The 10985-nt window shown below is 69.9% G+C and carries 10 protein-coding genes and 1 pseudogene; 4 read left to right on the forward strand and 7 right to left on the reverse strand.

Annotated features, from left to right (window positions below; translation table 11 throughout):
* The 7 genes from ccmI to E8A12_RS10945 all read right to left on the reverse strand — a co-directional run.
* A partial coding sequence (ccmI, locus tag E8A12_RS10915) for a c-type cytochrome biogenesis protein CcmI (RefSeq protein ID WP_293368548.1) occupies positions 1-797 on the reverse strand: 797 nt, incomplete at its 3' end.
* Between the two features lie 182 nt (positions 798-979).
* Complete coding sequence (locus E8A12_RS10920; protein ID WP_293368550.1) at positions 980-2374, reverse strand: hypothetical protein; 1395 nt, start codon at positions 2372-2374, stop codon at positions 980-982.
* 84 nt (positions 2375-2458) lie between these two features.
* Entirely contained in the window at positions 2459-3859 is a 1401-nt protein-coding gene (locus E8A12_RS10925; protein ID WP_293368552.1) for a sensor histidine kinase, read from the reverse strand.
* A gap of 16 nt (positions 3860-3875) precedes the next feature.
* Entirely contained in the window at positions 3876-4568 is a 693-nt protein-coding gene (locus E8A12_RS10930; protein ID WP_293368554.1) for a response regulator transcription factor, read from the reverse strand.
* A gap of 12 nt (positions 4569-4580) precedes the next feature.
* The gene (locus E8A12_RS10935) at positions 4581-4865 is read right to left on the reverse strand and encodes a PepSY domain-containing protein (protein WP_293368556.1); all 285 of its coding nucleotides are present in this window, start codon (positions 4863-4865) and stop codon (positions 4581-4583) included.
* 85 nt (positions 4866-4950) lie between these two features.
* Positions 4951-5898, reverse strand: coding sequence for a DnaJ C-terminal domain-containing protein (locus E8A12_RS10940; RefSeq protein ID WP_293368558.1), 948 nt, complete (start codon positions 5896-5898; stop codon positions 4951-4953).
* Between the two features lie 101 nt (positions 5899-5999).
* A complete protein-coding gene (locus E8A12_RS10945) occupies positions 6000-6458 on the reverse strand; it encodes a YcgN family cysteine cluster protein (RefSeq protein ID WP_293368566.1) in 459 nt (152 codons plus the stop codon).
* Between the two features lie 76 nt (positions 6459-6534).
* On the opposite strand from E8A12_RS10945, the gene E8A12_RS10950 reads away from it, so the two are divergent.
* From E8A12_RS10950 to E8A12_RS10965, 4 genes and pseudogenes are all read left to right on the forward strand, one after another.
* The gene (locus E8A12_RS10950) at positions 6535-8352 is read left to right on the forward strand and encodes an ABC-F family ATP-binding cassette domain-containing protein (protein WP_293368560.1); all 1818 of its coding nucleotides are present in this window, start codon (positions 6535-6537) and stop codon (positions 8350-8352) included.
* A 478-nt stretch (positions 8353-8830) separates the two neighbouring features.
* Positions 8831-9838 (forward strand): ABC transporter substrate-binding protein, encoded by a 1008-nt coding sequence (locus E8A12_RS10955; RefSeq protein WP_293368562.1) that lies wholly within the window; start codon positions 8831-8833, stop codon positions 9836-9838.
* A gap of 1 nt (position 9839) precedes the next feature.
* Positions 9840-10577 (forward strand): ABC transporter ATP-binding protein, encoded by a 738-nt coding sequence (locus tag E8A12_RS10960; RefSeq protein ID WP_293368564.1) that lies wholly within the window; start codon positions 9840-9842, stop codon positions 10575-10577.
* Positions 10574-10985: pseudogene (locus tag E8A12_RS10965) on the forward strand (ABC transporter permease); the annotation flags it as partial. The gene E8A12_RS10960 and the pseudogene E8A12_RS10965, both read left to right, overlap by 4 nt.

Raw genomic sequence — 10985 nt, forward strand, 5'->3', positions numbered from 1 at the left:
AGATCGCCCCGCCGCGGATCGCTGGCCGGCATGTCGGCCAGCAGCGCACGCCAGTCAGCGAGCCCGCCCGCCTGATCGCCCGCCTTGATCTTCGCCCGGGCGAGGTGGAACCGCGCGGCCACGTTCTTCGGATCCAGGCGGATCGTGTGGGTGAAAGCGTCGATGACCTCGTCGGTCAATTCGCCATTGGCGGTGAACAGCTCGGCCTCGCCCAGCATTTCCCAAAGGTCCGCGCGGCCCGGCGCGAGCTGGACGGCGTGCTTCAGGGCCCGCACGGCGCCGGCCGGGTTGCTTGACGCGCCCTCGGCCAGGGCCAGGAAGCGGAAGCCGTCCGGATCGTTGGGCCGCTCCTTGGTGAGCTTGTCCAGCACCGCCGCCATCTCGGCCGGCTGCAGGCTCTCCGGATTGGCCGCGCGCCACCCCGCGAGCCGCCGCGCGAAGGGCTGATCGCCCATGCCGGGCGAGCCCACGGCCAGGTAGAGGCCGAGCGCCAGCACCGGCGCGCCAATGGCGACCAGCAGGATCGGCGCCCGGCTGGGTGTCGTCGACCAGGTCTCGACCGGAGCGTCGGCGGCGGCCAGCAGGCGACGGCTCGCCTCGGCCTCGGCGCCCCTGCGCTCGTCCGGCGCGATCAGGCCGCGGTCGGCCAGATCGCCGATCTCGGCCAGTTGGCGGCGATAGAACATCGACGTCGTGTCTGGGGCTTGCCCATGCGCGGCGGCCTGGGCGGCGCGGTACATCAACAGGATGGCCGCCGCGGCGGACAGGGCTCCGGCGGCGACCCAGAAGGCGATCATGCGGCGCGTGTAGCCGAAAGCGCGCGCCAGCGCGAGTGCGTCATGGGCCCTCGGGGCTTCCCGCGCGCCTGGACCCTGTCCCGGCTGACGTAAGGCAAGTCAGCCGGGAAGAACAGGGTCGGCGGCTATGGCTGGAGCCGCTCTTTTCCGCTCACCTTGATTCAACGTGTGCGGGAAGGGCTCTATGCGTCGAGGACGTGGGAATTGTCCGGCGGCGTGCAGGCCGAGGCGGCGCGGCGGCGCACCAGCTCGGCGGCCTTCTCGTCGCGAACCTGGGCCAGCATATCCGCTGCGACCGCCAGGAAGGCCGCGCCGATCGCCGGCTCGGCGTGGCCGACGCGCACGATGTCCAGCACCTCTTCGACATAGTGGTCGAGCAGGCCGCCCAGCTTCTCGGTCACCTTGGCGTGCATCGCCGAGAAGCCGCCGTAGTTGGCGCAAAGCCGGATCTCGTGGGCGAAGCTGAGCAAGGTGATGGCCCGGCCCACCGCCTTGGGCTCCGGCGGTTCGTCCAGCTTGGGGCCGGTCCTGCGCGGACGTGCGAAGCCGGAAGACTGGTTCGGCAGGGCCGCGCCGGTCAGCTTCTCGGCGTCGCGCAGGCGCGCCTCGACCAGGTTCGCCATGGACTTCTTCTGGGCCACGATGCGCTGGCCCCAGCCATGCTCGCGGTTGAGCTCAATGCAGACCTCCAGCTCGAAAGTCTGTTGCGTGACCAGCTCCACCAGGCGGCCCGCCGCGCGGCCCGCCTCGCGGCCGCCGTCGACGTCGAGCTTGCTGATCGCGCTCAGCGAGTCGTCGATCTGGGCCATCAGCCGCTCGGGGAAGCCGCCCAGTTCGGATTCCGCCAGGTAACGCTCGGTGGGCTTGTCCATGATCGCCGAGATGATGCGCAGCACCATCCATGGCGGGTGAAGCTGGCTGGCCAGCATCTCGAAGAAGCGCGGCCCGGCGTCCTCGGCGATCGCCACGGCGTCCTTGTAGGCCAGTCGGGCCGGCGCGCTGGTCTCGTCGCCCGTCTGGGCGATCCAGTCGCTCAGCTTGGGCAGGGTCTTGCGCACGATCGGGGCGATGTCCAGGCAGGCCGCGAAGGCCTCCGCGCCGCCGGGGCGCGTGCGCTCACAGACCTCGGCCGCGGCCTTGAACTCCCGCACTTCGCCGGCCCGCAGCCCCGTCGCGGCCAGGGCCAGCAGGCCATTGTAGGCCGGACTGGGGTCGGGCGCGCGCTGTTCGGCCGCCTCGGCCGCGACGACCGCCGCCGAGGCCTTGAGCGCCTGGGCCATCTCGGCCGGCGCCGCGGCTTTCAGGCCGCGCCAGACGAAGGTCAGCGCCTGCGCCGGGAAGGTGAGTTTCTGGGTGTCGCCGCCGTCACCGACACAGAGCGGCGCGACCGGCTGGAAGACCGCGTTGCGCAGCAGGCGGTCAAGCGCCTCGGCCTCGACCAACTGGCGCACACTGGCGAGCACACTGTCGCCGACGCTTTCGGCCAGGGCCAGCCGCAGACCGCCCACGATCCGGTCGGGCGCGGATTGCACCAGCGTCCTGACGATCTCGATCTTCCGGTCGGACAGGGCGACCATCGATAGCTCCGGTCACGGAACACGGTTCCGCAAGCGCTCCACACTGCCCCATGGCGAGTTAAGGTTGTCCGAAGGACAGCGCAATCAAGCTTCTGCGCGCGGCAGGTCAGCCTCAAGCTTCAGGCCGCCCAAGGCCGAGTCCGACAGGCTCAACGATCCGCCGTAGGCCCGCGCCAGCTCGTCGATGATGGACAGGCCCAGGCCCGAGCCGGGGGCGCTTTCATCGAGGCGCGCGCCACGCTGCAAGACCTCCGCTCGGCGGTCCTGCGGCAAGCCTATTCCATCGTCCTCCACGAGGAGACGGAAGCGTTCCGGGCTGATTTCCGTGGCCCGCACCCGCACCTTCGAGCGGCCCCATTTGCAGGCGTTCTCGATGGCGTTGCCGGCGATCTCCAGGAGGTCCTGGCGCTCGCCCAGGAAGAACAGGTCCTCATCGGCGTCCCAGTCGATGGCGACGCCTTTGTCGCGGTAGATGCGGCCGAGCGTCCGCGACAATTCGTCCAGGACCTCGGCGACCGAGGTGCGCTCGCCCAGGCCCTGGGTGCGGGCCGCGGCGCGGGCGCGGCGCAGGTGGTGGTCCACCTGCTTCTGCATTGCCACCGCCTGGCGCTCGACGACCTCGGCCAGGGCGCCGGGGCGCTGGCCGGCCTCGGTGATCATCACCGAGATCGGGGTCTTCAGGGCATGCGCCAGGTTGCCGACGTGGGTGCGCTGTCGTTCGACCACCTGCTGGTTGTGCTCCACCAGGGCGTTGAGTTCCTGGGCGAGCGGCACCAGTTCGGTGGGATAGGTTTCCGCCAGCCGCTGGGCCTTGCCACGTCGCACCGCGGCCACCTCGCTTCTGAGGTCGAACAGCGGGCGCAGGCCCACGCGCACCTGGATGACGATGGCCACCACCAGCAAGGCCGCCAGCAGCAGGAAGGCGGCCGATGTGGCGACCACGAAGTTCGAGACATCTCGGTCGACCGAGCTGCGGTCCTCGGCCGCCAGGAAGATCACCGGCGCCTTGCGCCCGGGCAGGAAGTTCTGCTGCGCCCTGACCCGCAGCGGCTCGTCCTGAGGGCCGCGGGCGTTGTAGGACACCGTGCGGCCCGGCCGGGCCTTCAGCCGCGCCTCCAGGTCGGGGAGCGGCCAGATGTGGGAATCGAACAGGGAGTGCGAGCGCTGGTTGTTCGCCAACGGCACGACCTTGCCGTCGGCGGTCGGCTCGTCGATCTCCCAGTAGCGGCCGGAATAGGTGCGAAGCGCCCGCTGATCGGTGAACGGCGGAGCGAAGACCAGGCCATCGTCCTCGACTTCCGAATAGGCCGCCAGGTTGGTGATCAGGTCGCTCAGCGTCTCGTCGACCCGTCGGATCGCCGCGCGCTGGAACAGCAGGCCCATCACCAGGGCGGTGACCACCAGCGCCCCGATGCTCCAGGTGAGCGCCAGCAGCACCAGCCGCCGGGCCAGCGACGACGCGCCAAGCGCCGCCGGCAGTCTCATCAGGAGGCCTGGCGCATCAGGAGGCCTGAGCCTCGCCGCCGCTTTCGTCGTCGGGGCAGGTGAGGCGATAGCCCAATCCCCGCGCGGTCTCGATGCGGTCGGAGCCGATCTTTTTGCGCACCCGGCCGATGAACACCTCGATGGTGTTCGAGTCGCGGTCGAAATCCTGGTCGTAGAGGTGCTCAACCAGCTCGGTTCGGCTGATCACCCGGCCCTGGTGCATCATCATGTAGTGCAGCAGCCGGTACTCCAGCGAGGTCAGCCGTAGCGGCTCGCCGTTGACGCTGGCTCTGGCTGCGCGCGGATCGAGGCGCAGGCCGCCGCAGGACAGGTTCGGCGCCGCATGCCCGGCGGAACGCCGCAGCAGGGCCCTCAAGCGCGCCAGCAGTTCCTCGGTGTGGAACGGCTTGGTCAGATAGTCGTCGGCGCCGGCGTCGAAGCCCGCCACCTTCTCGCTCCAGGCGCCGCGGGCGGTGAGGATCAGCACGGGCGTCGCCATGCTCTCGCGCCGCCAGCGTTCCAGCACCGAGACCCCGTCCACCTTGGGCAGGCCGAGGTCGAGGATCACCGCGTCATAGGGCTCGGTCTCGCCGAGGAACTGGGCTTCCTCGCCGTCTGGGGCGTGGTCCACCGCATAGCCGGCGTCGGCCAGGGCCAGCTTGAGCTGCCGGCTGAGGTCCGGATCGTCTTCCACGAGCAGGATGCGCATCGCAGAGTCCTCCTATTGCCCCAGCACCTGACCGGATTGGGCGTCCACCGTGATCACCACGATCTGGCCGCTGGGGAACTGCCATTGCACCAGGTAGACCGGTTTGCCGCCGACCTGTCCCATGGTGGTGTTGAGCTGCTTGCCCTTATGACGCTGGGCCAGCTCCTTCAGAACGCGCGACAGCGGCACCTGGCCGCCAGCCGCCGGCTCCGCGGCGCCGGGATGCTCCTGCGCCGCCGTCGCGGTCACCGGCGCGGCGCCCAGCAGCAGGGCGGCGATGAGGAGGAGGCGCATCATGGGATCAGCCTTGGCCGCCCGGGACTGAACCGGGCCTGAATGGGGTGCTTATGCGGCGTGCGGCGGCGGCTGTCACGCCGGGGCTCTAACCGCGTCGCTTGGGCGAATAGGGCCGGCCCTTGCGCCAATCCTCCGCGAACCGTTCCAGCTCTGCGTCGGGGGTGTCCGGCAGGGTCACCACCAGGCGCGCGAAGAGGTCGCCGCGCACGCCGCGGGCGTCCGTCAGGCCGCGCCCTTTCAGCCGCAGGCGCGCGCCGGTGTTGGAGCCCTTGGGAATGGTGAGCGTCACCGGCCCATCCGGCGTCGGCGCCTCGACCTTGCCGCCCAGCACCGCGTCATAGACCGTGACCGGCACGTCCATCACCAGAGCTTCGCCCTCGCGACGGTAGATGGCGTGCGGGGCGATGGTCAGCTCGATGAAGGCGTCGCCTGGACCCGCGCGGCCGGGCGAGCCCTGGCCCTTCAACCTGAGCGTCTGGCCTTCCAGGGCGCCCTTGGGGATGGTCACGTCGATGGTGCGGCCGTCGGAGAAGGCGATCCGCTTCTTGCCGCCCTTGATGGCGTCCTCCAGGTCGACCTCCATCCGCGCGCGCACGTCGGCACCGCGCTGGGAGAAGCCGCCGAAGCCGCCGCCCTGGCCGGCGCCGCGCCCGCCCCGCGCGCCGCCGAACATCTCGCCCAGGATGTCGCCGAGGTCCACGCCCTCGAAGCTGGCCCCGTGCGGACCGCCGCCGTAGGCGCCGCCGCCGGGCGGCGGCCCCCAGGGGCCGCCCTGCCCGCCGCCGCGGGCGAAGCCGCCGAACGTCTCGCGCCCGTCGGCGTCGATCTCACCGGCGTCGAACTTCTTCTTCTTCGCCGCGTCGCCCAGGATGTCGAAGGCGCCGGAGACCTGCTTGAAGCGCTCCTCGGCGGCCTTGTTGTTGGGATTGGTGTCGGGATGGTTGGCCTTGGCGAGCTTGCGGAACGCCTTGCGGATCTCGTCCGCGCTCGCCGTGCGCGGAACGCCCAGGACCTGATAGGGGTCGCTCGCCAAGTCAGTTCAGCCCTTTTGGAAGTGTGGTCTCTCTGGAGGCCTAGATTGGTCGGTTCGGGTCCAGGCGCAAGGGCTTGTGTGGCAGAAAAGCCACAGACTGCCTAGCGTCCTCGTTCGGCGATCAGATCGGGCGCGGCGAAGTCCAGCGCATCCTCGGGCTCGGCCAGCACCTTTTCGCTCACCGTCTGGCCGCGAACCGAGACGCCGGCGCGGTGGACGCTTTCCGGATCGCCGCTGATCAGCGGATGCCAGTCGGCCAGCTCGCGGCCCTCGTTCAGCCGGCGGTAGGCGCAGCTCAAGGGCATCCAGGCCAGCTGCTCGATATTGCCCGGCGTCAGCTTCACGCAGTCGGGCACGTACTTCTGGCGGTTGGCGTAGTCGGTGCAGACGCAGGCCCCAGCGTCGAACAGCTTGCAGTGCACTCGGGTCGGGATGATGTCGCCGTCCTCGTCCTCGAAACGCACCAGGCAGCAGAGGCCGCAACCGTCGCACAGGCTCTCCCATTCAGGGACGGTCATTTCGCTCAGCGACTTGCGCCGCCAGAAGGGTTCGCCGGCCATCCGGCCTAGATAGGCCCGATCGCGGGGCAATCCCAGCTTGCGCCGAATGCCAGGGCCGCTATCTGAGGCCCCTCAAATGCGCGCACCCATCCTCGCCCTCAAGGACGTCCGCCTGGCGGACGGTCCGCTGATGCTGTTCGACGGCGTCGATCTGGCGCTCGACGCGCGGGTCCGCGCCTGCCTGGTCGGCCGCAACGGCGCCGGCAAGTCGACGCTGCTGCGCATCCTGGCCGGCCAGATCGAACCGGACGGCGGCGAGCGCAACATCGCCACCGGGACCCGCATCGCCTTCGTGCCGCAGGAGCCGGAGATCGTCGGCGACACCCTGCTGGACTACGCCACCGCCGGCGGCGCCATGGACTACCAGGCGGAAGCCACGCTCACCGACTTCGGCCTCGATCCGCAGAAGTCCGCGCGGGGCCTCTCCGGCGGCGAGATCCGCCGCGCGGCCCTGGCGCGGGCCTTCGCCGAGGACGCCGACGTCATCCTGCTGGATGAGCCCACCAACCACCTCGACATCCTGGCCATCGAGACGCTTGAGGATGAGCTCGCCGCCTCCAAGGCCGCCGCCTTGATCGTCAGCCACGACCGCGCCTTCCTGGAGCGGGTGACCAAGCGCTGCTTCTGGCTGGAATACCGCCTCGTCAAACGCCTCGACGAAGGCTTCGCCGGCTTCGAGGACTGGGCCGAGAAAATCGCCGCCCAGGAGGCCGAGGAGGCGCGGCGCCTGGACCGCTTCATCCAGCGCGAGCAGCACTGGATGGCCCGCGGCGTCACCGCACGGCGCGCCCGCAACGAGGGCCGCAAACGCCGCCTGGAAAGCCTGCGCCAGGACAAGGCCGATCGGCTGAAGGACACCCGCAAGGAACTGAACATGGGGCTCGCCAGCTCCGGGACCTCCGGCAAGCGGGTGGTGGAGGCCAAGAACGTCTCCAAGGCCTTTGGCGACCGCATCCTGCTGAAGAACTTCTCGACCCGCATCCTGCGCGGCGACCGGGTGGCCGTCGTGGGCCCGAACGGCGCGGGCAAGACGACGCTGGTCAAGGTGCTGCTGGGCGAGATCCCCGCCGACGAAGGGGACATCAAGCTCGGGACCAACCTGGAGATAAGCTACATCGACCAGGCGCGCGCCAAGCTGTCGCCGGAGATGACGCTGCGCGACGTTCTGCTGCCGTTGGGCGGCGACCAGATCCTGGTCCGCGGCGAGCCGCGCCACATCGTCTCCTACGCCAAGGACTTCCTGTTCACCGAGGCCCAACTTCGCCAGCCGGTCCGCAGTCTCTCGGGCGGCGAGCGCAACCGCCTGCTGCTGGCCAAAGCCTTGGCCAACCCGGCCAATGTCCTCGTGCTCGACGAGCCCACCAACGATCTCGACATGGACACCCTCGACCTGCTGGAGGACCTGTTGGCCGACTACGAGGGCACCCTGATCCTGGTCAGTCACGACCGCGACTTCGTGGATCGTCTGGCGACGTCGACCATCGGCCTCGACGGCGCCGGGCGGACCGTGGAGACGCCCGGCGGCTGGCAGGACTTCATCTCCCAGAACCCGGGCTTCTTCGCCCGCCTGCCGGTCGCGGCCTTCGCTCAGGCGAGAGCCGCCGCGCCCCCGCCGTCGGCGCCCAAGCCGAAACCGACCGCCGCTGGCAAGCTCACCTACAAGGACCAGCGTCGCCTCGAAGAGCTCGACGCCCTGATCGCCGGCGCGCCCGCGAAGCTCGCGAAGCTCGAATCCAGCCTCGCCGACCCCGGCCTCTACGGCCGCGATCCGGCCGCTTTCCAGAAGCTGTCCGCAGAACTGGAAACCGTCCGTACCCGGCTCATCGGCGCAGAGGATGAATGGCTCGCCCTGGAGGCCCGTCGGGAGGCGCTGGAGGCCGGAAAACCGGCCTGACACGGCTTTCCTGTGGATCGATTCAAGCCTTGAAATCGCTTGAAGAATTCGGATCTGCTCCCAGGTTATACACCGGTTGTCCACCGGTTGTCAGACCCGGAATCACAGCTCGCCCAAAACAGCCGCTTGCCGGATTTTGAGGATGGGCGCACCGTTCACTTGCCGAGAGGGACTGCGGCGCGGGCGGACGGAGAAACCGGAAACGGCGTACCCAGAAGCAGAGGCGAGCAGGAGGTTTCTAGAGGCGAGGACCGGGGCAACCCGGGACGGACTTCCTGAGACACCGGACGCGACGGAAAACCAGTGAGCTTGCTCACGAACCGAAGGCGCGATCGACCTGGAAGGCACAGATCCCCCAACGGATCTGGATGAGAGGGCGACGCCTCGGGCAACCGAAGCGCCGCCCTCTTGCTATGCGCGTCTTCCAACGGAAGCCGCAGCGCCCTAACCTTCGCTGAAGCTTGCAGCAGGGGCGCTGATGAAACTCTTCAAACCGATGGCCGTGGCCGTGGTGCTCGCGCTGACCGCGTGTTCGCCCGCCAAGCAGGCGCAGGCGCCCAAGGCCGCCGGCCTCACCCCCATCCGCTTCGCTACCGACTGGAAGGCCGAGGCCGAGCACGGCGGCTTCTACGAAGCCCTGGCCGAGGGCGAGTACGCCCGGCGCGGGCTGGACGTGAAGATCGTCCAGGGCGGGCCCGGCGTGAACGTGCCCCAGCTGCTGGCCGCCGGCTCCATCGACATGGGCGTCGGCTCCAACGGCTTCGTGGTCCTGAACCTGGCGCAGGAGAACGTGCCGGTAAAGGCCGTCGCGGCGGTGTTCCAGAAGGACCCGCAGGTGCTGATCGCCCACCCGGACGCCGGCGTGAACAGCCTTGCCGACCTGAAGGGCCATCCGATCCTGCTGGGTGACGCCTCGGTGACCACCTTCTGGGTCTGGCTGAAGGCCAAGTACGGCCTGACCGACGATCAGGTGCGCAAATACACCTTCAACAACGGCCCGTTCCTGGCCGACAAACGCGCCGTGCAGCAGGGCTATCTGGCCTCGGAGCCCTATACGATCGAGAAGCAGGCCGGCATGAAGCCCAAGGTCTTCCTGCTCGCCGACAACGGCTACCCCGGCTACGCCACCATGATCCTCGCCCCCGACGCCCTGATCGCCAAGAGCCCGGCGGTTGTGAAGGCCTTCATCGAGGCGACGGCGAAGGGCTGGAGCGACTACCTGAACGGCGACCCGAAGCCTGCCGAGGCGATGATCATGAAGGACAATCCTGAGATGACGCAGGACATCCTCGACCAGGCCCGCGCCAAGCTGAAGGCCAACGGCATCGTCGACGGCGGCGACGCTGCGAAACACGGCATCGGGACCATGACCGACGCCCGCTGGCAGACCCTGTTCGACATCGCCTCCGGCGCCGGCGTCTATCCCAAGACCCTGGACTTCAAGAAGGCCTACACCCTGCAGTTCGTGACGACAGCTGCGAAGTAGGGTGACCGTCGCCGCGCTCCGCGATGTAGAGGTCGACTATCCGCGTGGCCGGGCGCTGGGGCCGTTCACGCTGGAGATCGGCGCGGGCGAGATCGTGGCCCTGGTGGGCGCGTCCGGCTGCGGCAAGTCGACCGCCATGCGGCTGCTGGCCGGGCTGGAGCCGCCGACCCGGGGCGAAGTCGCCCGCACGCCGGGACGCGGCGAGACCGCGGTGGTCTTCCAGGCCCCGACGCTCGCCCCCTGGCTCTCGGCTCGGGCCAACGCGGCGCTGCCGCTGGAGCTGGCCGGCGTCACCCGCGCCGAGGCGGCAAGCCGCGCCGACGCCGCCCTCGCCCGGGTGGGCCTTGCGGGCGCTGAGGGCGCGCGTCCGGTCCAGCTCTCCGGCGGCATGGCCATGAGGGTCTCCCTCGCCCGCGCCCTGGTCACCGGGCCTAAGCTGCTGCTGCTCGACGAACCCTTCGCGGCCCTCGACGAGATCACCCGCCGGGCCCTCGCCGACGACGTCCTGACCCTCTGGGCCGAGACCAATCCGGCCATCGTCTTCGTCACCCACAATGTCGAGGAGGCCGTCTACATGGCCTCGCGCGTCGTGGTCATGACCAAGAGCCCCGGCCGCGTCGCCGGCGAGGTGGCGGTGGACGGCCCCCTGCCGCGCCCCGAGCATTTCCGCACCACTGAGGCCTTCCGCGCGCAGGTCGAGGCGGTCTCCGCCCTGCTGGCCAGGGGCATGGCCGCATGAGCCGCCTGGCCCGGTTCCTGGCGCCGTTCGCCCTGATCGCCCTGCTGCTGGCGGCCTGGGAAGTCGCCTGCCGCGCCCTGAATGTGGCGCCGTACCTCCTGCCGCCGCCCTCGGCCATCGCCACGGCCCTGGCCGCCGACTGGGCGGGCCTGCTGGTTTCGGCCTGGAACACGCTCTTCATGGCCCTGATCGCCCTCCTGGTCGCGAGCCTCGTCGCCCAGGCCATGGCGCTCGCGGTGGGCCTGAGCCCGATCCTGGAGCGCGCCGTGCGCCCGCTGGCGGTGGTGCTGCAGGTGACCCCGGTCGTCGCGATTGCGCCTCTGGTGCTGATCTGGGCGGGGCTAGACCACGCCGGCCGCGCGATCATCGCGCTTGCCGCGGTCGTGGCCTTCTTCCCGATCTTCTCCG

Origin of the sequence: Phenylobacterium sp. (assembly GCF_004799395.1) — a bacterium.
GTDB lineage: Bacteria > Pseudomonadota > Alphaproteobacteria > Caulobacterales > Caulobacteraceae > Phenylobacterium.

What these genes read in the sequence shown, in the direction of transcription:
- E8A12_RS10920 (WP_293368550.1), bottom strand. Translation starts at nt 2,374, where the DNA reads ATGGTCGCCCTGTCCGACCGGAAGATCGAGATCGTCAGGACGCTGGTG.
- E8A12_RS10925 (WP_293368552.1), bottom strand. Translation starts at nt 3,859, where the DNA reads ATGAGACTGCCGGCGGCGCTTGGCGCGTCGTCGCTGGCCCGGCGGCTG.
- E8A12_RS10930 (WP_293368554.1), bottom strand. Translation starts at nt 4,568, where the DNA reads ATGCGCATCCTGCTCGTGGAAGACGATCCGGACCTCAGCCGGCAGCTC.
- E8A12_RS10935 (WP_293368556.1), bottom strand. Translation starts at nt 4,865, where the DNA reads ATGATGCGCCTCCTCCTCATCGCCGCCCTGCTGCTGGGCGCCGCGCCG.
- E8A12_RS10945 (WP_293368566.1), bottom strand. Translation starts at nt 6,458, where the DNA reads ATGGCCGGCGAACCCTTCTGGCGGCGCAAGTCGCTGAGCGAAATGACC.
- E8A12_RS10950 (WP_293368560.1), top strand. Translation starts at nt 6,535, where the DNA reads ATGCGCGCACCCATCCTCGCCCTCAAGGACGTCCGCCTGGCGGACGGT.
- E8A12_RS10955 (WP_293368562.1), top strand. Translation starts at nt 8,831, where the DNA reads ATGAAACTCTTCAAACCGATGGCCGTGGCCGTGGTGCTCGCGCTGACC.